Origin of the sequence: Streptomyces sp. KPB2, from assembly GCF_003950055.1 — a bacterium.
In the GTDB taxonomy this organism is placed as follows: Bacteria; Actinomycetota; Actinomycetes; order Streptomycetales; family Streptomycetaceae; genus Streptomyces; species Streptomyces salinarius.
This window is the reverse complement of record NZ_CP034353.1, coordinates 6,521,201-6,543,306: the sequence shown is the minus strand read 5'-3', so window position 1 is coordinate 6,543,306 and position 22,106 is coordinate 6,521,201. Positions and strand designations below refer to the sequence as shown.

Annotated in this window: 17 protein-coding genes; 6 read left to right on the top strand and 11 right to left on the bottom strand. The window is 69.8% G+C overall.

From position 1 onward, the window contains the following. Positions 1-2: 2 nt before the first annotated feature. The 5 genes from prcB to arc all read right to left on the bottom strand — a co-directional run bounded on the left by prcB (position 3) and on the right by arc (position 5,304). Positions 3-848 (bottom strand): proteasome subunit beta, encoded by an 846-nt coding sequence (gene prcB, locus D1J63_RS29545; RefSeq protein WP_125633046.1) that lies wholly within the window; start codon positions 846-848, stop codon positions 3-5. Beyond that, a complete protein-coding gene (locus D1J63_RS29540) occupies positions 800-1,390 on the bottom strand; it encodes an endonuclease VII domain-containing protein (protein ID WP_121701352.1) in 591 nt (196 codons plus the stop codon). The genes prcB and D1J63_RS29540 overlap by 49 nt, the downstream gene beginning before the upstream one ends. A gap of 6 nt (positions 1,391-1,396) precedes the next feature. Next, positions 1,397-1,615, bottom strand: coding sequence for a ubiquitin-like protein Pup (locus D1J63_RS29535; protein ID WP_043374843.1), 219 nt, complete (start codon positions 1,613-1,615; stop codon positions 1,397-1,399). A 178-nt stretch (positions 1,616-1,793) separates the two neighbouring features. Continuing rightward, positions 1,794-3,305: a depupylase/deamidase Dop gene (dop, locus tag D1J63_RS29530; RefSeq protein WP_346656427.1), complete on the bottom strand. Its 1,512-nt coding sequence runs from the start codon at positions 3,303-3,305 to the stop codon at positions 1,794-1,796. A gap of 232 nt (positions 3,306-3,537) precedes the next feature. Next, a complete protein-coding gene (gene arc / locus D1J63_RS29525) occupies positions 3,538-5,304 on the bottom strand; it encodes a proteasome ATPase (protein ID WP_102932339.1) in 1,767 nt (588 codons plus the stop codon). Between the two features lie 245 nt (positions 5,305-5,549). Between arc and D1J63_RS29515 the strand changes: the two genes are divergently transcribed. Then, positions 5,550-5,855 (top strand): ferredoxin, encoded by a 306-nt coding sequence (locus D1J63_RS29515; protein WP_102932341.1) that lies wholly within the window; start codon positions 5,550-5,552, stop codon positions 5,853-5,855. Between the two features lie 73 nt (positions 5,856-5,928). Here the strand turns inward: D1J63_RS29515 and D1J63_RS29510 are convergent, their stop codons facing one another. The 3 genes from D1J63_RS29510 to D1J63_RS36825 all read right to left on the bottom strand — a co-directional run bounded on the left by D1J63_RS29510 (position 5,929) and on the right by D1J63_RS36825 (position 9,781). Continuing rightward, positions 5,929-6,519 carry a hypothetical protein gene (locus D1J63_RS29510; RefSeq protein WP_125633044.1) on the bottom strand — a complete coding sequence of 197 codons (591 nt, stop codon included), beginning with the start codon at positions 6,517-6,519 and terminating at the stop codon, positions 5,929-5,931. Between the two features lie 222 nt (positions 6,520-6,741). Continuing rightward, the gene (locus D1J63_RS29505; protein WP_007447851.1) at positions 6,742-7,644 is read right to left on the bottom strand and encodes a tRNA (adenine-N1)-methyltransferase; all 903 of its coding nucleotides are present in this window, start codon (positions 7,642-7,644) and stop codon (positions 6,742-6,744) included. 127 nt (positions 7,645-7,771) lie between these two features. Continuing rightward, positions 7,772-9,781 carry a site-2 protease family protein gene (locus D1J63_RS36825; protein ID WP_164713028.1) on the bottom strand — a complete coding sequence of 670 codons (2,010 nt, stop codon included), beginning with the start codon at positions 9,779-9,781 and terminating at the stop codon, positions 7,772-7,774. A 171-nt stretch (positions 9,782-9,952) separates the two neighbouring features. Between D1J63_RS36825 and D1J63_RS29495 the strand changes: the two genes are divergently transcribed. Continuing rightward, positions 9,953-10,966 (top strand): RecB family exonuclease, encoded by a 1,014-nt coding sequence (locus D1J63_RS29495; RefSeq protein ID WP_125633042.1) that lies wholly within the window; start codon positions 9,953-9,955, stop codon positions 10,964-10,966. 26 nt (positions 10,967-10,992) lie between these two features. Then, positions 10,993-11,664, top strand: a complete 672-nt coding sequence (locus D1J63_RS29490; RefSeq protein ID WP_003977171.1) for a response regulator transcription factor — start codon at positions 10,993-10,995, stop codon at positions 11,662-11,664. 101 nt (positions 11,665-11,765) lie between these two features. On the opposite strand, the gene D1J63_RS29485 is transcribed toward D1J63_RS29490, so the two are convergent. The 3 genes from D1J63_RS29485 to metH all read right to left on the bottom strand — a co-directional run bounded on the left by D1J63_RS29485 (position 11,766) and on the right by metH (position 18,155). Beyond that, positions 11,766-13,370, bottom strand: a complete 1,605-nt coding sequence (locus D1J63_RS29485; RefSeq protein ID WP_125633040.1) for an ABC transporter substrate-binding protein — start codon at positions 13,368-13,370, stop codon at positions 11,766-11,768. 443 nt (positions 13,371-13,813) lie between these two features. Next, positions 13,814-14,515 (bottom strand): HAD family phosphatase, encoded by a 702-nt coding sequence (locus tag D1J63_RS29475; RefSeq protein WP_102932489.1) that lies wholly within the window; start codon positions 14,513-14,515, stop codon positions 13,814-13,816. Positions 14,516-14,642: 127 nt separating this feature from the next. Continuing rightward, the gene (metH, locus tag D1J63_RS29470) at positions 14,643-18,155 is read right to left on the bottom strand and encodes a methionine synthase (protein WP_102932490.1); all 3,513 of its coding nucleotides are present in this window, start codon (positions 18,153-18,155) and stop codon (positions 14,643-14,645) included. A 391-nt stretch (positions 18,156-18,546) separates the two neighbouring features. Here metH and D1J63_RS29465 point away from each other — a divergent pair, with 391 nt between their 5' ends. From D1J63_RS29465 to glpK, 3 genes are all read left to right on the top strand, one after another. Continuing rightward, positions 18,547-19,311: an IclR family transcriptional regulator gene (locus D1J63_RS29465; RefSeq protein WP_061445627.1), complete on the top strand. Its 765-nt coding sequence runs from the start codon at positions 18,547-18,549 to the stop codon at positions 19,309-19,311. Between the two features lie 350 nt (positions 19,312-19,661). Then, positions 19,662-20,456: an MIP/aquaporin family protein gene (locus tag D1J63_RS29460; RefSeq protein ID WP_125633038.1), complete on the top strand. Its 795-nt coding sequence runs from the start codon at positions 19,662-19,664 to the stop codon at positions 20,454-20,456. Positions 20,457-20,540: 84 nt separating this feature from the next. Continuing rightward, complete coding sequence (gene glpK / locus D1J63_RS29455; protein WP_102932492.1) at positions 20,541-22,100, top strand: glycerol kinase GlpK; 1,560 nt, start codon at positions 20,541-20,543, stop codon at positions 22,098-22,100. The last annotated feature ends 6 nt before the right edge of the window (positions 22,101-22,106 follow it).

The following is a 22,106-nucleotide window of genomic DNA, read 5'->3' as shown; positions in this document are numbered from 1 at the left end:
CGCTACAGCAGCGCGGCCCGCGGACCGTCGGGCTGCTCGAGCCGCCGCTCGAGCACCGAACGGGCCAGCTCCGCGGACTCGTCCTCGCCGAGCCGGCGGAAACCGTCCTCGGTGATCACAGTGATGATCGGATAGATCCGGCGGGCGACATCGGGACCACCGGTCGCCGAGTCGTCGTCAGCCGCGTCGTACAGCGCCTGCACCACGAGCGTCGTGGCCTGCTCCTCGGTCAGGTCGTCACGGAACAGCTTCTTCATCGCACCGCGCGCGAAGACCGAGCCCGAACCCGTCGTCGCGTAGTTCCGCTCCTCGGACCGGCCGCCCGTCACGTCGTACGAGAAGATGCGCCCCCGGCCCCGGTCCACGTCGTAACCGGCGAACAGCGGCACCACGGCCAGCCCCTGCATCGCCATGCCCAGGTTGGACCGGATCATCGTCGACAGGCGGTTCGCCTTGCCCTCCAGGGACAGCTGGGCGCCCTCGACCTTCTCGAAGTGCTCCAGCTCCAGCTGGAACAGCTTCACCATCTCCACGGCCAGGCCGGCGGTGCCGGCGATACCGACGGCGGAGTACTCGTCGGCCGGGAAGACCTTCTCGATGTCCCGCTGGGCGATCATGTTGCCCATGGTGGCCCGCCGGTCACCGGCGAGGACGACACCGCCGGGGAACGTGACCGCCACGATCGTGGTGCCGTGCGGTGCCTCGACGACGCCCTGCACCGGCGGGAGCTGCCGGTTGCCCGGGAGCATCTCCGGCTGGTGCTCACCGAGGAAGTCCATGAAGGAGGAGGACCCGGGCGTCAGGAAGGCAGCTGGTAGACGCCCGGTGCTACGAGTGTTGGCTTCCACGAAGTTCCCTCCAGGTAGGCGGCAGCCCGACGAACAGCGTCGGGATCGTCTCCCAACTTGCCGATGGCCGAATTGCAGTTGAAGCACAGTACGCCACGGACCTTACCCGTCTTGTGACAGTGATCCACATGTACGGCCGGAGCCTTCAAGCAGATCACGCAGAGGCCCTTTTGAGAGGCGATGATCTTGTCCCGCTCAGCCTCGGTGAGGCCGTAGTGACGCTCTAGGTGACGCGCACGCCCAGCCACTGCCCGGCATGCCTTGCAACGCGTCGACAACCCGTCCGACGCCGCCGCGTTGCGATGCCACTCGTTCCACGGCTTGACCTCGTCACAACCCAGGCAGTGCTTGTACCCCTCGGGCACGTCTGCTCGACGGACCTTCTTGCCTTGAGCCTCCCGGCGGCGGCGGTATGCCTGGGCCCCGCATTCGCGGCAACGGTCCTGAAGCCTGTCGAGCTTGGACCTGTTGGCCGCGAATGCACTGGCAGGCAGAGTCCGCTTGCATGCCGAGCACTTCTTCCCGGCATCCAAATTGGACATTAGGGACTATTCCCCACCCTTTTGGACAAATGACCTCACGAAGTCCTCGGCATTCTCTTCGAGCACATCGTCGATCTCGTCCAGGACGGAGTCCACGTCGTCGTTCAGCTTTTCCTGGCGTTCCTTGAGGTCCTCGGAGGCCTGCGCGTCCTGCGCCTGCTCCTCGACCTCCTCGGTGGACCGCGTGGCCTTCTGCTGCCCGCCGCCGGTGTCCTTGGTCGCCATAACCCTCACCCCGCTCGGTTCGCCCGACACAGTTGCTCGGTCAAGATCAGACCCTACAAGCCCGGTCCGACATCGGCCCCGCACTTTCCTCAACGTACGGGGACCATCTCCATGGTTCCCGGACCTGGGGTATTCCACCCCGTCCGGCTGTCTACTCCCCGGTGCCCGCTCCGTCCGTTCACCCGCCGGACAGGACCCTGACCAGGTCGTCCGCGGTGCGGCAGCGGTCCAGGAGCTCCTTGACGTGATTACGCGTTCCGCGAAGCGGTTCCAGGGTTGGGACCCGCTGGAGCGAGTCGCGCCCCGGCAGGTCGAAGATCACGGAGTCCCAGGAGGCCGCCGCGACGTCGTCCGCGTACTGCTCCAGGCAGCGTCCGCGGAAGTAGGCGCGGGTGTCCTCCGGAGGCTTCGTACGGGCCCGCTCGACCTCGTTCTCGTCCAGCAGGCGCTTGATTCGGCCGCGGTCCACCAGACGGTTGTAGAGGCCCTTGTCGGGCCGCACGTCGGCGTACTGGAGGTCGACGAGGTGCAGCCGGGCGGCGTCCCAGTCGACGTTGTCGCGGCGGCGGTAGCCCTCCATGAGTTCTCGCTTGGCGACCCAGTCCAGCTCGCCGGCGAGGCTCATCGGGTCGTTCTCGAGCCGGTTGAGGGTGTCCTCCCAGCGGCCGAGGACGTCCTTGGTCTGGTCGTCGGCGTCCGCGCCGTACCGTTCCTCGACGTATTTGCGGGCCAGCTCGTAGTACTCCATCTGGAGCTGTACTGCGGTCAGTGTGCGGCCGCTGCGCAGGGTGACGAGGTGCTTGAGGGTCGGGTCGTGCGAGACCTGGTGGAGGGTGCGTACGGGCTGGTCGACGGCGAGGTCGACGGCGATGAAGCCGTCTTCGATCATGGAGAGGACCAGGGCCGTCGTGCCCAGCTTGAGGTAGGTCGAGATCTCCGACAGGTTCGCGTCGCCGATGATCACGTGCAGGCGGCGCCACTTCTCGGCGTCGGCGTGCGGTTCGTCGCGGGTGTTGATGATGGGGCGCTTCAGCGTCGTCTCCAGGCCGACCTCGACCTCGAAGTAGTCGGCGCGCTGGCTGAGCTGGAAGCCGTGTTCGTGGCCGTCCTGGCCGATGCCGACGCGGCCGGCGCCGGTGAAGACCTGGCGGGAGACGAAGAAGGGCGTCAGGTGGCGCACGATGTCCGAGAAGGCGGTTTCCCGCTTCATCAGGTAGTTCTCGTGGGTGCCGTAGGAGGCGCCCTTGTTGTCGGTGTTGTTCTTGTAGAGGTGGATGGGCTGGGCGCCGGGCAGTGCCGCGGCGCGTTCGGCGGCTTCGGCCATGATGCGTTCGCCGGCCTTGTCCCAGAGGACCGCGTCGCGGGGGTTGGTGACTTCCGGAGCGCTGTATTCGGGGTGGGCGTGGTCGACGTAGAGCCGTGCTCCGTTGGTGAGGATGACGTTGGCGAGGCCGATGTCCTCGTCGGTGAGCTGGCTGGAGTCGGCGGCTTCGCGGGCGAGGTCGAAGCCTCGCGCGTCCCGCAGCGGATTCTCCTCCTCGAAGTCCCAGCGGGCCCGGCGGGCCCGGTGCATCGCCGCCGCGTAGGCGTTGACGATCTGGGACGAGGTGAGCATGGCATTGGCGTTCGGGTGGCCGGGGACGGAGATTCCGTACTCCGTCTCGATGCCCATTACTCGCCGTACGGTCATGCGGCCCTCCTTGCCCGGCAGCGCCCGTAGTGGGCGCCGCTCAAGTACCGCTGGCGCTCCGATGCGTGTGCGGTGCCCGTCCCCGCACTGCGCGACTCGGCGGTAGTGAAGAGCCTAGAACGCCTTTGCGCTGGCGGGGAGATCATTTGCGTCATTGCCTTGCTCCAGCCGGGGCTCCGGAAAACAGTCGGCTGCGGGTACCCGGTGAGGGCACCCGCAGCCGCCCCGCCTTTTACAGGTACTGACCGGTGTTCGCCACCGTGTCGATGGAGCGTCCGGTGTCCGCGCCCTGCTTTCCGGTGACGAGCGTACGGATGTACACGATCCGTTCGCCCTTCTTTCCGGAGATGCGGGCCCAGTCGTCGGGGTTGGTGGTGTTGGGCAGGTCCTCGTTCTCCTTGAACTCGTCCACGCAGGCCTGGAGGAGGTGGGAGACGCGGAGGCCCTTCTGGTTCTTGTCGAGGAAGTCCTTGATCGCCATTTTCTTGGCGCGGCCCACGATGTTCTCGATCATGGCGCCGGAATTGAAGTCCTTGAAGTAGAGGACTTCCTTGTCGCCGTTGGCGTAGGTGACTTCCAGGAAGCGGTTCTCCTCGGATTCGGCGTACATCTGTTCCACCGCCGTCTGGATCATGCTCTGGACGGTGGCCGCCTTGTCCTTCTCGTGTTCCGCGAGGTCGTCGGAGTGGAGGGGGAGGCGTTCGGTGAGGTACTTGCCGAAGATGTCCTTGGCCGCTTCGGCGTCCGGACGTTCGATCTTGATCTTCACGTCGAGCCGGCCGGGCCGCAGGATGGCGGGGTCGATCATGTCCTCGCGGTTGGAGGCGCCGATGACGACCACGTTCTGCAGGCCTTCCACGCCGTCGATCTCGGCGAGGAGCTGGGGGACGATGGTGTTCTCCACGTCCGAGCTGACGCCGGAGCCGCGGGTGCGGAAGAGGGATTCCATCTCGTCGAAGAAGACGATGACGGGGGTGCCCTCGCTGGCCTTTTCGCGGGCTCGCTGGAAGACGAGGCGGATTTGCCGCTCGGTCTCGCCGACGTATTTGTTGAGGAGCTCGGGGCCCTTGATGTTGAGGAAGAAGCTCTTGCCGGCGGCCTGGCCGGTGACCTCGGCGACCTTCTTGGCCAGCGAGTTGGCGACGGCCTTGGCGATGAGCGTCTTGCCGCATCCGGGGGGTCCGTAGAGCAGGACGCCCTTGGGGGGACGCAGCTCGTGCTCCTTGAACAGGTCGGGGTAGAGGTAGGGGAGCTCGACCGCGTCGCGGATCATCTCGATCTGTCCGCCGAGGCCACCGATCTGCTCGTAGCCGATGTCGGGGACCTCTTCGAGGACGAGTTCTTCGACCTCGCTCTTGGGGACGACCTCGTAGACGTAGCCGGAGCGGGGTTCGAGCAGGAGGGCGTCGCCGGGGCGGATGGTGAGTCCGCGCAGGGGTTCGGCGAGCCGTACCACCCTTTCCTCGTCGGTGTGGCCGAGCACCAGGGCGCGCTCGCCGTCCTCGAGGATCTCCTTGAGGGTGACGATGTCGCCGACGCTCTCGTACTCCATGGCCTCGACCACGTTGAGTGCTTCGTTGAGCATCACTTCCTGGCCGCGTCGGAGCTCGTCGAGCTCGACGCTCGGGCTGACGTTCACCCGGAGTTTGCGGCCGCCGGTGAAGATGTCGGCGGTGCCGTCCTCGTTGGCCTGCAGGAAGACGCCGAAGCCGGCCGGTGGCTGGGCCAGCCGGTCGACTTCCTCCTTGAGGGCCACGATCTGGTCGCGGGCCTCGCGGAGGGTGCCGGCGAGTCGCTCGTTCTGGGCGGACACGCCGGCCAGATTGGTCTGCAGTTCGACGATCCGCTCTTCGAGAATTCTCGTGTGTCGCGGAGATTCGGCGAGCTTGCGTCGCAGGACGGCGATCTCCTGCTCAAGGTAGGCCACCTGCCCGGCCGGGTCCTCGGACCCGCGTCCCGGGCGGATGCCGCGGTTCATGTCGTCGTCGTGGGCTGCCACGGTCCTCACCTCCTCCAAGGGGAGCTGGACGCTTCCAGACCCTACCTGGGTGGGTGTCGATTGAAACCCCTAGATCACAAAGACGGTAGGGGTGTGTCCGATCTTCACCCTTGCGCTCTCCCTCACGCCAGGGGAATACCCACGGAACGTGGGGGGAACCCCGGCGGGGGTAGGCTCGAAGTGTTCAACACCCGTCAGAGCTGGCCGGATTCCCGAACGGCTGGGCACAGGAAACGGCAGGAGAGATGAGCGTGCAGCAGGAGGCCGTTGTCGACGGTGAGGCTCTGGAAGTCTGGATCGACCAGGACCTGTGTACCGGTGACGGTATCTGCGCCCAGTACGCGCCCGAGGTGTTCGAGCTGGACATCGACGGTCTGGCGTATGTGAAGGGCGCCGACGACGAGCTGCTGCAGGCTCCGGGGGCGGCAACGCCCGTGCCGTTGCCGCTTCTCACGGATGTGGTGGACTCGGCGAAGGAGTGTCCGGGCGAGTGCATTCACGTGCGTCGTGTTTCGGACAGGGCCGAGGTCTACGGTCCGGACGCAGAGTGACCGAATCGTAACTTGGCGCGTACGGTCCGTGACCGCTGTCTGGTGTGTCACACCGTTTGTCCCGGGGCGCCGGTCAGACGGTGCGTGCCTGTGAGGGCGTGTCGCTGACGAACGCGCCGTTCTTCCACTGCCACTTCACGTGGTCGGTGACGTCGGGGCAGCAACTGGGCACGTCGGGCGAGGAGTAGCCGAGGAGCGTGGCGCGGACGGCGCCGTCGCGCACCGAGAGTTCGGTGGCGGTGTGGCGGTCCTTGGGGTCGACGAGGGTGGCGACGACGCGGGGCTCGCCACCGTCGGTGTTCCGTGTGATGACGTACACGCCGTCGGGCGGGGTGCCCATGGGGGCGTCGCAGTGCACGGAGGCCACGGTCTCGGGCCGGCCGTCGCCGTCGAGGTCGCCGGTGGCCTTCTTCTGGACGACGGCTTCGACGGGGCCGCATTCCAGGGGGAAGGTCACGGTGGCGGGGTCGGGCGGCGCGATGTGCGCGGGCGCGCTCTTGGGTCCGGCCGCGGTGGTGTGGCCGCCGGGCTGGGCCGCTGTCGCGGCGTCGGGCTGGAGGACCGAGGACAGGGCGACCACGCCGGCGACGGCCGTGGCGGTGGCGACCCAGTGGATCGGCCGGGTGTGCGTGTGCGAGAGATCCGGAACGGCGGGGTGCTGCACGAGGAGTGTCTCCTGTGAGGGCTGTGCCGGTGGGGGTGGCCAGCATCGTGCCACACGTCACAGTGCGGGGGAACGGCGGGGTGGGTACTGGCTTCCGTTTTCCGCGGGGTCGCTGCTCGCGTCGGGCGGTGGCGGTCAACGCGGCGACGCCGTGGTGGAGTTCCGGGACGCTGCCGGAACTCCACCACGGCGTCTGTTCGTTGCGTGCGGCGCCGGGCCGGGTCAGCGGCCGGAGCCTCCGCCGGCGTTGGGACCGTCGTAGTCCTCGCCGTAGGCGCCCTTGGCGGGGCGGCGGCGGCGCATGGGCGGCTCGACGCCGTCGGCGAGGCGGCGGGCGGTGAGGAGGAAGCCGGTGTGGCCGATCATGCGGTGGTCGGGGCGGACGGCGAGGCCCTCGACGTGCCAGTTGCGGATCATGGTTTCCCAGGAGGTCGGCTCGTTGAAGCAGCCGATCTCGCGGATGGACTCCACGGTCCGGGCGAGCTGGGTGGTGGTGGCGACGTAGCAGCACAGGATGCCGCCGGGCACGAGCGCCTTCTTGACGACGTCCAGGCACTCCCAGGGGGCGAGCATGTCGAGGATGACGCGGTCGACGTCGGTGTCGGACAGGTTGTCCTGGAGGTCGCCGACGGTGAGCTGCCAGGCGGGGTGCGGGCCGCCGAAGTAGCGCTGCACGTTCTGCTGGGCGATCTCGGCGAAGTCCTCGCGGCGCTCGTAGGAGTGCAGCATGCCCTGGTCACCGATGGCGCGCAGCAGGAAGCTGCTGAGGGAGCCGGAGCCCACGCCCGCTTCGACGACGCGTGCGCCGGGGAAGATGTCGGCGAAGGCGAGAATCTGCCCCGCGTCCTTCGGGTAGACGACGGCTGCCCCGCGGGGCATGGACAGGACGTAGTCGGGGAGCAGGGGGCGCAGCGCGAGGTAGGCGACGTTCCCGGTGGTGCGGACAACGCTGCCCTCGGGAGCACCGATCAGTTCGTCGTGGGGGAAGGAACCCTTGTGGGTGTGGAAGTTCTTCCCGGCCTCGAGCGTGAACGTGTAGTGGCGGCCCTTGGGGTCGGTCAGCTGAACCTGGTCCCCGACCTTGAAGGGCCCGCGCCTGCGGGCGGCACCGGTCGGTTCGGACATGTGACCAGCCTACCGGTTCCCTGCCGGGGGCTTGACCAGCGTGGGCGGCTGGTGGCCGTGGTGCGTGCGAACGGCGCGGGGCGTATGGGGTTGCTCGCGCGGTTCCCCGCGCCCTTTCGGGGCGGGTTCAGCTGGGCCTTGCCATGGCCTTGACGAAGGCGCGCTCGACGTCGGCGGCGGACAGGACGCCGTAGATCTCGCCGGTCTCCTCGACGACGAGGTATTCGGTGGCGGGGTTGGCGCGCAGGGCGTCGAGGAGTTCTTCGCCGGACAGTTCGGCGGAGACGCGCATGCCGTCGGTGAGGTCCTGGGCGAGGGTGCTGACGGCCACCCAGGGGCGGCGGTGCTCGGGTACGCCGACGATGGCGGCCTCGCGGACCAGTGAGGCGGGGGTGCCGTCGGCGTCGACGACGACCAGGGCGCGGGCGCCGGAGGCGTTGGCGCGGCGCAGGGCCTCGGAGAGGGGGGTGTCGGCCTGGACGGGGACGGCGCGCCGGGTGAGGGCGCGGGCGCGCAGTTCGGGGAGGTGTTCGCGCAGGCGGGCCATGCGGAGGCTGTTTCCGGCGCCGGTCCAGATGATCGCGGCGAGGATGGCGGCGAGCAGGGCGTCCAGGACGGTGTCCATGCCCACGTCGTCGGCGGCGTTGCTGCCGAGGGACTGGGTGGCCAACGGCAGGCCGATGAGTACGGCGATGGCGAGGGCGCGGCCGACCCAGGCGGCGGCGACGGTGCCGCTCATGGGCTTGCCGGTGAGTTTCCAGACGACGGCGCGGAGCATGCGGCCGCCGTCGAGGGGGAGGCCGGGCAGCAGGTTGAAGACGGCGACGATGAGGTTGGAGGCCATCAGTCCGGCGAGGAGGACGCCGGGGACGCTGTCGGGTTCGACGGGCAGGAGGGCGGCGTAGAAGACGCCGGACAGGACGAGGGAGAGCAGGGGGCCGACGAAGGCCAGCATGAACTCGCGGCCGGGGGTTTCGGCTTCCTTCTCGATCTCGGAGACGCCGCCGAAGAACTGGAGCTGGATGCGGCGTACGGGGAGCTTGAAGCGGAGGGCGGCGACGGTGTGGGCGAGTTCGTGGACGAGGACGGAGGCGTAGAAGGCGACGGCGAAGAAGAGGGAGACGAGGTAGCGGGCGGCGCCGAGCTCGGGCAGTACGCGGTCGAGCTGGCCGCCGAACACCCACGTGATCAGGGCGGCGACCAGGAACCAGCTGGGGGCGACGTACACGGGCACGCCGAAGGGGCGGCCCATGAGCAGTCCGCCTCCGGGTTCCGGTCGGCGCTGCGGGGGCCGTCCCGGGCCGCCTCCGCCGGGGGTGTGGGCTTCGGTGCGGTGGTGGGGGGCGCCGGCGTCGCTCTCGGCACCGGCGGACGGGCCTGCCGGCGGGCGGGCGGCCGCGTCGTCGCCGGCGGCCGGCTGCTTCGGCGGTTCCCCTGCCGTGCCGTGTCCGGCGGCGGGGGTGGACTCGGCGGCGCTGTCGGGGCGGGGTGGGCGCTGGGGGGTCGGGGCGGCGTCCGGGGGCGTGTCCCCGGTGCGCGGGGCGTCCGGGTCGATGCCCTCGGTGGGGCTGAGTGCCGGGTCCGGGGTTCCGGGCGGGGTGTCCGGGGCGTTCCGGCCGGGCGGGGTGTCCGGGGCGTTCCGGCCGGGCTCGTCGCGCGGGGCGGAGGCTTCGGCGGGGGTTTGCTCCGGGCCGGCGGGGGTCTCGCCCGGGCCGGCGGAGGTCTCCCTCCGGCCGGCGGGGGTCCCGCCCGGGCCGACAGGGGTCTCCCCCGGTTCGGCGGGGGTCCCGCCCGGGCCGACAGGGGTCTCCCCCGGGCCGACAGGCGTCCCGCCCAGGCCGGCAGGCGTCCCGCCCAGGCCGGCAGGGGTCTCCCCCGGGCCAGCGGGGGTCTCTCCCCGTTCGGTGGGCGTCGGTGCGCCGGTGTCCGGCGACTCGGGGACCGGGGTTCCTGCTTCCGACGTCTCGTGGTCCGGTGTGCCGGGGTCCGTGGCTGTGGGGCCGGTGACCGTGGGGCCCGTGGGTTCCGGCCGTGTGGTATCGGCGGGGTCGGCGGCCGGGGCCGTGGGATGTTCCCGGGGCTCGGCCGACTCGTCGTTGCCGGACCGCGGCTGCCCGCTCCCGCCGCTCACGTCCACGATGTCCCCTCGTTCGAAGCGTCTCCCGCCTGCCGACGGGAGGGTCTCGTGTCGATGGTATGCGTCCGTCCCGGCCCGTTCAGCCCCGGCACCCCTGTGCTTGCCCTCTGTCACACGGGTCACGGCGTCGGACTGGGTCGCTGTCAGTGTCCGGCCGTAAGGTCTGTGGGCATGGAGACGAGTACCGAGGACGTCGCGGAGGACGCCGGCGGATCCCCCCGACCGGCGGCGGCCGTGGCGGATCAGCCGGGCGTGGTGGTGGAACGGGCGGTCGTGGCGTTGGACGCGCCGACCGGCGATGCCCCGCCCGCGCCCGTGGCGACCGCTCGCGCGGCGACCGCGCCCGCCTCGCTCTCGCCCTCGCGGGCCGGGGACTTCATGCAGTGCCCGCTGCTGTACCGGTTCCGGGTCATCGACCGGCTGCCGGAGAAGCCCAGCGAGGCGGCGACCAGGGGAACCCTGGTGCACGCGGTGCTGGAGCGGCTCTTCGACGCGCCGGCGGCCGAGCGGACGGCTCCGCGGGCCAAGGCGCTGGTGCCGGGCCAGTGGGACCGGCTGCGGGAGAGCAGGCCGGAGGTCGGTGAGCTGTTCGCGGACGATCCGGAGGGTGCCCGGCTGGCGCAGTGGCTGTCGGAGGCGGAGCGGCTCGTCGAGCGCTGGTTCACCCTGGAGGATCCGAGCCGGCTGGAGCCCGCCGAGCGGGAGCTGTTCGTCGAGGCCGAGCTGGACTCGGGGCTGCGGCTGCGCGGCATCATCGACCGGGTCGACGTGGCCCCCACCGGCGAGGTGCGGATCGTCGACTACAAGACCGGCAAGGCGCCCCGGCCGCAGTACGCGGAGGGGGCGCTGTTCCAGATGAAGTTCTACGCGCTGGTGGTGTGGCGGCTGAAGAAGGTCGTCCCGCGGCGTCTGCAGCTGGTGTATCTCGGCAGTGGTGACGTGCTCACGTACGACCCGGTCCCGGCCGACCTGGAGCGGGTCGAGCGCAAGCTGCTGGCGCTGTGGGAGGCGATCCGGCTGGCGACCGAGACCGGCGACTGGCGGCCGCGGCCCACGAAGCTGTGCGGCTGGTGCGACCACCAGGCGCACTGCCCGGAGTTCGGCGGCACTCCCCCGCCCTACCCGCTGCCGGTGAGGGCGGCCGACTCCGGCGGGGCCGAGCAGGGCAGAATGGGACTGGATTAGGGCCTGTCCCATCGAAGGAGACTTACGTGGCCATCCGCGTCCTACTGGTCGACGACCAGCCGCTGCTGCGCACGGGCTTCCGGATGATTCTGGAGGCGGAGCAGGATCTCGCGGTCGTCGGCGAGGCCGGAGACGGCCTCCAGGCCCTCGACCAGGTGCGGGCGCTGCAGCCCGACGTGGTCCTGATGGACATCCGCATGCCGCGGATGGACGGGGTGGAGGCGACCCGGCAGATCACCGGACCCGAGCGGGACGGCCCGGCGAAGGTGCTGGTGCTGACCACCTTCGATCTGGACGAGTACGTGGTGGAGGCGCTGAAGGCGGGCGCCAGCGGCTTCCTGCTCAAGGACGCCCCGGCCAACGAGCTGGTGCAGGCGATCCGCGTGGTGGCGAACGGCGAGGCGATGCTGGCGCCGAGCATCACCCGTCGGCTGCTCGACAAGTACGCCACGCATCTGCCGTCCGGCGACGAGCCGGTGCCGGACACCCTGCACACGCTGACGGACCGTGAGGTCGAGGTGCTGAAGCTGGTGGCGCGCGGGCTGTCGAACGCGGAGATCGCCGCCGACCTGTTCGTGAGTGAGACGACGGTCAAGACGCACGTGGGCCATGTGCTGACCAAGCTGGGTCTGCGGGACCGGGTGCAGGCCGCGGTGTACGCGTACGAGAGCGGTCTGGTGCGTCCCGGCGCGCAGTAGCCGGGCCCGCCGCACAGCCTCTCGCGAGGCACGTGAACAAGCCCGAAGGGCGCCCTCCTCCGTTCGGAGGAGGGCGCCCTTCGGGCTTGTTCGTGCCGACGTCAGCCGCTCACGCCCCGCCCCAGCTCCCAGAGCTGGAGGGAGGAGGAGGAGTTGAGGACGTAGGCCGTGCCGGTGACGTCGTCGCGGGTGGCGACGTACTGCTTGCCCTGCCAGAGCGGGATCAGCGGGACGTCCTTGGCGGTGATGTCCTGGATTTCGGTGAGGTCGTCCACCGCGGAGAGCCGGTCGGCCTCGCCGCGGGAGGCGGGGATCAGCTCGTTGATGATCTGCGAGTTGGAGTACGGGATGTTGAGGGTGTTGCCCTTGTCGAGGAACGGGGCGACAAAGCTGTCGGCGTCCGGGAAGTCGGGGAACCAGCCCATGCCGAAGACGTCGTACTCCCGGTTGCGCTCCGCCTTGTGGAACTTCTCCCAGGGGGTGCCCTTGATGTCGACGTCGAACAGACCGCTGTCGTTCAGCTGCTTCTGGAGGTGCTCGAACTCCGGCTTGGTCGCCGCGCCGTAGTGGTCCGTCGTGTAGTGCAGCGTCAGCTTGACCGGCGTGGTGATGTCCGCGTCCTCCAGCATCGCCTTCGCCTTGGCGACACTGGGGTCGCCGTACTTGTTGAAGAACGAGTTGGAGTGGCCGGTGATGCCGGCCGGAACCATCGAGTACAGCGGTTCGGCCTGGGACCCGTAGACCGCGGAGACGAGTTCGCTGCGGTTGATGAGCTGGGCCATGGCGGCACGGACGGCCTTGTCCTTGACCGTGGCGGCGTCCGTGTTGAAGGCGAGGTAGCGGATCTCGAGACCGGCCACCTCGACCAGGTCGACGTCGCCGTCCGTGGCCTTGGACAGGCTCTGGATCTGTTCCGGCGTCATCGCGCGGGTCATCACGTCGATGTCCCCCTTGTCGATGGCGTCGCCCATGGCGTCGGCGTCGGCGAAGGACACGAGCTCGACCTTGTCGTTGTTCACCTTGAGACTCCCCTTGTAGTTGGGGTTCTTGGTGAACACTGCCTTGGTCATCTGGTCGCCCTTGACCTCGGCCTTCATCGTGTACGGGCCCGAGCCGGTCAGCTCGAAGCCGTCGCGCAGCTTGTCCTTCTGGTAGTCCTTCGGGTTGACGATGCCGGCGACCGGTGTCGACAGCTTGAACGGGAAGGTGGCGTCGGCGGTGTTGAGGTGGAAGATGACCTCGCGGTCGCCCTTCGTCTCGACGGTGTCGACCGTGGAGAGGAGGGAGGCCACCTCGGTGTCGGCGTTTATCTTGCGGACTCGCTCGATGGAGTACTTCACGTCCTCGGCGGTGACCGGGTCACCGTTGGCGAACTCCAGGCCGTCTCGCAGGGTGCAGGCGTAGCGCTCGTTGCCGGTGTCGGTGAATCCGCACTGCTGGGCAGCCTCGGGCACGGGTTCGCCGTCACCACGGGGCAGCACCATCAGCGTCTGCGAGGTCTGGCGCATGATGTTCCAGGCGCCGACGTCGTAGGCGTACGCCGGGTCGAAGGGCGCGGTGATCTCCTTCGAGACGCTGAACCCGTCCGTGGTGCCGACGACGATCGCGTCCCCGTCGCCGCTGCCGCTGTCCGATCCTCCGCAGGCGGCGAGCACCGGCGCGAGCAGGCCGACGACGGCCGGCAGCACCAAAGTCTTGCGGTTCATGCTCGAGTTTCTCCAGAGCTGTCGGTCCGTGTATCCGGCATGCAGGGGTGTCGCGGCGGATCACGGGGGTAGTGGCCGATGTTCTCGCGACGAGATTAGTCCGCGCCCGCACGGGGGTTCGCAGCCACCGGAGTTGAGGGCTCATCACGGAGCGAAACCGGGTGTGGACACACCGAAAACCCGACAGTGGAAGGATTAGTGCAGGGTTTCACCAATCAGGACACAAAGGCTCCCCGACAACGTTCGCCTAGCCGGATGTGGCACACCCGGGCACGCCTGTCGACCCCTGTCGGCGTGGTGAACGTCACAGTTGGTCTTCGATCGCCGGTGCCGGAATTCGGCCATCCGAGGCGAGGGAAATAGCCCGGGAACAGTGGTGGGGCCGCTCGGGGCGGGCCTTCCCGGAATTGGCCGCTTAACGCCGCTGCACGCTCGGTGAACGGCTAGCGCATTTGTGTCATCAGGCCGCGCAGAAATGTCAGATCGACCTCTTCCAGGGAGGCGACCACGGTGCGCCGGGCGGCCGGGGTGATGGGAGCGACCGAGGGCACGGCCACGACGTGACAGCCGGCGGCCTCCGCTGCGGCGACCCCGGTCGCGGTGTCCTCGACGACGGCGCAGCGGGCCGGGTCGACGCCGAGTCCGGCCGCGGCGGCCAGGTAGGGGTCGGGGTGGGGCTTGGTGCGCGGCACCTCGTCGCCGGCGACGGTGAGGGCGAAGTGGTGGGGGCCGAGCGACTTCAGGACGCGGTCGATGATGCGCCGGTGCGAGGCGGAGACCAGGGCCGTGGGGATCTCGTGCGTGGAGAGCTCGGCGAGCAGCCGGGCGGCGCCGGGCATGAGCGGCAGGTCACGGCCGATGCGCTCCTCGAAGCCGTCGTTGAGCAGGACGCTCAGTTCGGCGAGGGTGATGTCGGCGCCGGTGGCCTCGATCAGGAAGCCCGCGCTGCGGGTCATGGGGCCGCCGACCACGACGTGGCGCCAGGAGTCGTCCAGGGTGTGGCCCAGGGAGGCGAAGACCTCCGTCTCGACGTCCCACCAGAAGCCCTCGGTGTCCACCAGGGTGCCGTCCATGTCGAGGAGCACGGCTTGCAGGGCGGACCCTTCGGCCGTACGGGTTCCGAGCGCGGGGACCGTACTGGTCATCCACGTACCTCCTTGAGGGACGATCAGGCCGGCTCCCACGAAGGGAGCCGGCCTGCGGTGGACCGACCAGTGTACGTCGTGCGGGATGCGAACGCCTGGTGTGGCCGACGGGGCGGGTACGGAGCGCCTAGCGGGCGTTGAAGTACTTCGCCTCGGGGTGGTGGATGACGATGGCGTCGGTGGACTGCTCGGGGTGGAGCTGGAACTCCTCGGAGAGGTGGACGCCGATGCGCTCGGGCTCCAGCAGGGCGGCGATCTTGGCGCGGTCCTCCAGGTCGGGGCAGGCGCCGTAGCCGAGGGAGAAGCGGGCGCCCCGGTACTTCAGGGCGAACATGTCCTCCATGTCGGCCGGGTCCTCTCCGGCGAAGCCCAGTTCGGAGCGCACGCGTGCGTGCCAGTACTCGGCGAGGGCCTCGGCGAGCTGGACGGACAGTCCGTGCAGCTCCAGGTAGTCGCGGTAGGCGTTGGCCTCGAACATCCGGGCCGTCTCCTCGCCGATGCGGGAGCCGACGGTGACGACCTGGAAGCCGACCACGTCGATCTCGCCGGACTCCTCCGGGCGGAAGAAGTCGGCCAGGCACAGGCGCCGGCCGCGGCGCTGGCGCGGGAAGGTGAAGCGGGTGCGTTCGTTGCCGTCGTCGTCCAGGACGATCAGGTCGTCGTCCTTGGAGACACAGGGGAAGTAGCCGTAGACCACGGCCGCCTCCAGCAGGTTCTCCGTCTGGAGCCGGTCCAGCAGGCCCCGCAGGCGGGGCCTGCCCTCGGACTCGACGAGTTCCTCGTAGGAGGGTCCCTCGCCGGTGCGGGCCTGCTTGAGGCCCCACTGGCCCTTGAAGAGGGCGCCCTCGTCGAGCCAGGAGGCGTACTCCTTGAGCTGGATGCCCTTGACGACGCGGGTGCCGCGGAACGGCGGCTCGGGCACGGGGTTGTCGGTGGCGACGTCGGAGCGGACGCTGCCCTCTTCCGGACGGTCCTCGATCTCGACGGTGGCCGCCCGCACCCGGCGCTGCTTCAGCTCGGGCAGCTTGGCGCCGGGAACGCCGCGCTTGATGCCGATCAGGGCGTCCATCAGGCGCAGGCCCTCGAAGGCGTCGCGGGCGTAGCGGACCTCGCCGTCGTAGATCTCGTGCAGGTCCTGTTCGACGTAGGCCCTGGTGAGTGCGGCGCCGCCGAGGATGACCGGGTAGTCGGCGGCCAGCTTGCGCTGGTTGAGCTCCTCCAGGTTCTCCTTCATGATCACCGTGGACTTGACCAGGAGGCCGGACATGCCGATGACGTCGGCCTTGTGCTCGTCGGCCGCCTCCAGGATCGCGGACACGGGCTGCTTGATGCCGAGGTTGACGACGGTGTAGCCGTTGTTGGACAGGATGATGTCGACGAGGTTCTTGCCGATGTCGTGGACGTCGCCGCGGACGGTGGCCAGCACGATGGTGCCCTTGCCGTCGTCGTCGGTCTTCTCCATGTGCGGCTCCAGGTGCGCCACCGCGGTCTTCATGACCTCGGCGGACTGGAGCACGAACGGCAGCTGCATCTGGCCGGAGCCGAACAGTTCGCCGACGACCTTCATGCCGTCGAGCAGGGTGTCGTTGACGATGTCGAGCGCGGGACGCTCCTGGAGGGCGTCGTCCAGGTCCTGTTCGAGGCCGTTCTTCTCGCCGTCGATGATGCGGCGCTTGAGGCGCTCCTCCAGCGGGAGGGCGGCCAGCTCCTCGGCCTTGGACGCCTTCAGCGACTTGGCCGTGGCGCCCTCGAAGAGCTGCATGAGCTTCTGCAGCGGGTCGTAGCCCTCGCGGCGGCGGTCGTAGATGAGGTCGAGGGCGGTGGTGACCTGCTCCTCGTCGAAACGGGCGATCGGCAGGATCTTCGACGCGTGCACGATCGCCGAGTCCAGGCCCGCCTTCACGCACTCGTCGAGGAAGACGGAGTTCAGCAGGATGCGGGCGGCCGGGTTGAGGCCGAAGGAGATGTTCGACAGGCCGAGCGTGGTCTGTACGTCCGGGTGGCGCTTCTTCAGCTCCCGGATGCCCTCGATGGTGGCCAGGCCGTCCTTGCGGGACTCCTCCTGGCCGGTGCAGATCGTGAAGGTCAGGCAGTCGACGAGGATGTCCGACTCGCGGATGCCCCAGTTGCCGGTGAGGTCGTCGATGAGCCGTTCGGCGATCTCGACCTTCTTCTCGGCGGTGCGGGCCTGGCCCTCCTCGTCGATGGTCAGCGCGATCAGCGCGGCCCCGTGCTCCCGGGCCAGTCCGGTGACGCGGGCGAAGCGGGACTCGGGGCCGGCTCCGTCCTCGTAGTTCACCGAGTTGATCACCGCGCGGCCGCCGAGCTTCTCCAGACCCGCCCGGATCACCTCGACCTCGGTGGAGTCCAGCACGATGGGCAGCGTCGAGGCGGTGGCGAACCGGCCGGCCAGCTCCTCCATGTCGGCGACGCCGTCCCGGCCGACGTAGTCCACGCACAGGTCGAGCATGTGCGCGCCCTCGCGGATCTGGTCGCGGGCCATCTCCACGCAGTCGTCCCAGCGGCCCTCCAGCATGGCCTCGCGGAACTTCTTGGAGCCGTTGGCGTTGGTGCGCTCGCCGATGGCCAGGTAGGAGGTGTCCTGGCGGAAGGGCACGGTCTGGTACAGGGAGGCGGCGCCGGGTTCGGGCCGCGGGTGGCGCTCGGTGGGTTCGCTGCCGCGGACCCGCTCGACGACCTGGCGCAGGTGCTCGGGGGTGGTGCCGCAGCAGCCGCCGACCAGCGACAGGCCGTACTCGCGGACGAAGGTCTCGTGGGCGTCGGCCAGCTCGGGCGCGGTCAGCGGGTAGTGGGCGCCGTCCTTGCCGAGGACGGGCAGACCGGCGTTGGGCATGCAGGTCAGCGGGATCCGGGCGTGCCGGGCGAGGTAGCGCAGGTGCTCGCTCATCTCCGCCGGGCCGGTGGCGCAGTTCATGCCGATCATGTCGATGCCGAGCGGCTCCAGCGCGGTGAGCGCGGCGCCGATCTCGGAGCCGAGGAGCATGGTGCCGGTGGTCTCGACGGTGACGGAGACGATGACGGGCAGGTCGAGGCCGAGGGCGTCGAGGGCGCGCCGGGCGCCGAGCACGGAGGCCTTGGTCTGCAGCAGGTCCTGGGTGGTCTCCACGAGCAGGGCGTCGGCGCCGCCGGCGACCAGGCCCTCGGCGTTGCGCTGATAGGCGTCGCGCAACACGGTGTAGGGGGCGTGGCCCAGGGTGGGGAGCTTGGTGCCGGGGCCGATGGAGCCCAGGACCCAGCGCTGCCGCCCGTCCCCGGCCGCGAATTCGTCGGCGACCTCGCGGGCGACGCGGGCGCCGGCCTCGGACAGTTCGTGGACGCGCTCGGGGATGTCGTACTCGCCGAGGGCGGAGTGGTTGGCGCCGAAGGTGTTCGTGCCGACGCAGTCGACGCCGGCCGCGAAGTACTCCTCGTGCACCGAACGCACGATGTCCGGCCGGGTCACGTTCAGGACCTCGTTGCACCCCTCCAGCTGCTGGAAGTCGTCCAGCGTGGGGTTCTGGGCCTGGAGCATGGTGCCCATGGCGCCGTCGGCGACCACCACACGGGTGGCGAGGGCCTCTCGGAGGGCGGACACGCGGGTGCGGGTGTCGGCGGGCGGGGTGGATGGCGACGAGGCCATGAAAGGGCTCCCTAGGATGCGACGGCTGTCGGCTTTGCGCCTGCCCGGTGCCGTCCGTCGTGGACGTCCCCGGGGAGTACGCACGCCGCCAGGGTAGCCGGGTCCGGGGGCGGATGGTCAGGGCGTCCACGAGACGGACGAGGATGGCAGGGCGAATACCGGCCGAACGGACGAGTCCGCCGTCCCCCGAAGGGCCCCCGAGGGCGGCAGCGCGCGCCCGGTGCGCGTGGCTTCCCGGAGGGCGGCCGCGGTCCTCGGGAGGTGGCCGGAGTGCAACAGTTGCCCGCCGACCATTAGCGGGAGGTCGGCATGGACCGGTAGTGTTCGGCATTGCCGAACGACGTCAGCGACGCCGAGGTCGGCAGTCGAAGGGGACGGAGGCAGTACGTCGATGGCACGGAACATCCAGTCGCTCGAGCGGGCGGCCGCGATGCTGCGCCTGCTCGCGGGCGGCGAGCGGCGGCTCGGCCTGTCGGACATCGCCTCGTCGCTGGGTCTGGCCAAAGGCACCGCGCACGGCATCCTGCGCACCCTCCAGCAGGAGGGCTTCGTCGAGCAGGACGACGCCTCCGGGCGCTACCAGCTGGGCGCCGAGCTGCTGCGTCTGGGCACGACCTATCTGGACGTGCACGAGCTGCGGGCCCGCGCCCTGGTGTGGACCGACGACCTGGCCCGCTCCAGCGGCGAGAGCGTCCACCTCGGCGTCCTGCACCAGCAGGGCGTCCTGATCGTGCACCACGTCTTCCGGCCCGACGACAGCCGGCAGGTCCTGGAGATCGGGGCCATGCAGCCGCTGCACTCGACGGCGCTGGGCAAAGTCCTGTCGGCGTACGACCCGGTGGCGCACAGCGAGGCGCTGGAGGCCGACCGCAAGGCGTTCACGGACCGCACCATCTGCGAGCCGGACCGCTTCGAGCACGTCCTGGACATCACGCGCGCGCGTGGGTACGCGGCCGACGTCGAGGAGACCTGGGAGGGCATCGCGTCCATCGCCGCCCCCATCCACGACCGCAGGCGGATGCCGGTCGGCGCGGTCGGCATCACGGGGGCCGTGGAGCGGCTGTGCCGGGAGGGCGAGCTGCGGCCCGAGCTGGTCGCGGCGGTACGGGACTGCGCGCGGGCGGTCTCGCGGGACCTGGGCGCCGGGCGGTTCTAGGGCGCGCACACGGGCGGGGCGGGCCGGGACACCGAGGGTGTTCCGGCCCTTTGCGTGTCCGCGGACGGCCGCGGACGTGGGAAGGGCGACCCGCCGGGCCGGCCGGGCAGAGATCGATAGCACACGACGATCAATAACGATCGTGCTTTCGATAACACAGCTCTTGACGCACGCCTGACGCCGAACGAGACTCGCGTCCATCGGTCGGCATTGTCGAACACCTACCGGCAATACGCGTTAGAGTGTGCACAGTGCCAAGGGCCGCCATCGCTCTCACACCGAGGGCGCCGGAACACCCGGAGGGACCCGGGGGTTCGGCTTCCCCTGGACGAAGGACAAAGGAGTCGCGGGTGTCCAGCTCCGACATCTTCATCGGCGAGACCATCGGTACCGCCATACTCATCCTGCTCGGCGGCGGCGTCTGCGCCGCCGTGACGCTCAAGGCCTCCAAGGCCCGCAACGCCGGCTGGCTGGCCATCGCCTTCGGGTGGGGCTTCGCCGTCATGACGGCGGTGTACATCTCGGGTCCGCTCTCCGGCGCCCACCTGAACCCGGCCGTGACCGTCGGCATCGCCATCAAGGACGGTGAGTGGAGCAACGTCCCCACTTACTTCGCCGGACAGATGCTCGGCGCCATGATCGGCGCGGCCCTGGTCTGGCTGGCCTACTACGGCCAGTTCCTGGCCCACCTCACCGACCAGGAGATCGTCGGCGGGCCGGGCGCGCAGGACACCACGGCCAAGTCGGTCGAGGCGCAGGAGAAGGGCGCCGGCCCGGTGCTGGGCATCTTCTCCACCGGGCCCGAGGTCCGCAACGCGGTGCAGAACCTCTCCACCGAGGTCATCGGCACCTTCGTGCTGGTACTCGCCGTACTCACCCAGGGCCTGAACGACGAGGGCAACGGCCTGGGCATCCTGGGCGGCCTGATCACCGCGCTGGTGGTCGTCTCGATCGGTCTGTCCCTGGGCGGTCCGACCGGCTACGCGATCAACCCGGCCCGTGACCTCGGCCCGCGCATCGTGCACGCCCTGCTGCCCCTGCCCAACAAGGGCGGCTCCGACTGGTCCTACGCCTGGGTCCCGATCGCCGGTCCGCTGATCGGTGGTGCGATCGCCGCAGGTGTCTACAACGTCGCGTTCGCCTGAGCGGGCTCCCGCTCGGCGATCATCGAGCCGCAGACCACGCGCCGTAAGCACCGGCCACCCACCACGGAACCCCAGGAGCACACAGTGACCGACGCCCACACCGCCGGAATCGCCTCGCACGGCCACGGGCCGTTCATCGCCGCGATCGACCAGGGCACGACCTCCTCGCGCTGCATCGTCTTCGACCGCGACGGCCGCATCGTCGCAGTCGACCAGAAGGAGCACGAGCAGATCTTCCCCAAGCCCGGCTGGGTCGAGCACGACGCCGCCGAGATCTGGACCAACGTCCAGGAGGTCGTCGCCGGAGCGGTCGAGAAGGCCGGCATCACCCGTGACGACATCAAGGCCATCGGCATCACCAACCAGCGCGAGACCACCCTCGTCTGGGACAGGAACACCGGTGAGCCCGTCCACAACGCCATCGTCTGGCAGGACACCCGCACCGACGCCCTGTGCAAGGAGCTCGGCCGCAACGTCGGCCAGGACCGCTTCCGCCGCGAGACCGGCCTTCCCCTGGCCTCGTACTTCGCCGGTCCCAAGGCCCGCTGGCTGCTCGACAACGTCGACGGTCTGCGCGAGCGCGCCGAGGCGGGCGACCTGCTCTTCGGCACCATGGACACCTGGGTCATCTGGAACCTGACCGGCGGGGTGAACGGCGGCAAGCACGTCACCGACGTCACCAACGCCTCGCGCACCATGCTGATGAACCTGCACACCATGGCGTGGGACGAGAAGATCGCCGAGTCGATCGGCGTGCCGATGCAGATGCTCCCGGAGATCCGCTCCTCCGCCGAGGTGTACGGCGAGATCACCGGCGGCCGGCTCGGCGAGCTGCTCGGCGGCATCCCGGTGGCCTCGGCGCTCGGCGACCAGCAGGCGGCCCTGTTCGGCCAGACCTGCTTCTCCGAGGGCGAGACCAAGTCGACGTACGGCACCGGCACCTTCATGGTGATGAACACCGGTGACAAGCTGATCAACTCCTACTCGGGCCTGCTCACCACCGTCGGCTACAAGATCGGCGACCAGGACACGGTCTACGCCCTGGAGGGCTCGATCGCCGTCACCGGTTCGCTGGTGCAGTGGATGCGCGACCAGATGGGCCTGATCTCCACCGCCGCCGAGATCGAGACCCTCGCCCTGACGGTCGAGGACAACGGCGGCGCCTACTTCGTGCCGGCCTTCTCCGGCCTGTTCGCCCCGTACTGGCGCTCCGACGCCCGCGGTGTGATCGCCGGCCTCACCCGGTACGTCACCAAGGCGCACCTCGCGCGCGCCGTCCTGGAGGCCACCGCCTGGCAGACGCGGGAGATCGCGGACGCCATGACGAAGGACTCCGGGGTGGAGCTGACCGCCCTCAAGGTCGACGGCGGCATGACCTCCAACAACCTGCTGATGCAGACCCTCGCCGACTTCGTGGACGCCCCCGTGGTGCGCCCGATGGTCGCCGAGACCACCTGCCTCGGCGCCGCCTACGCCGCCGGTCTCGCCGTCGGCTTCTGGAACAGCACCGACGACCTGCGCGCCAACTGGCGGCGGGCCGCCGAGTGGACCCCCCGCATGGACGCGGACACCCGCGACCGTGAGTACAAGAGCTGGCTCAAGGCCGTCGAGCGGACCATGGGCTGGCTCGAGGACGAGGAGTAAGAACCA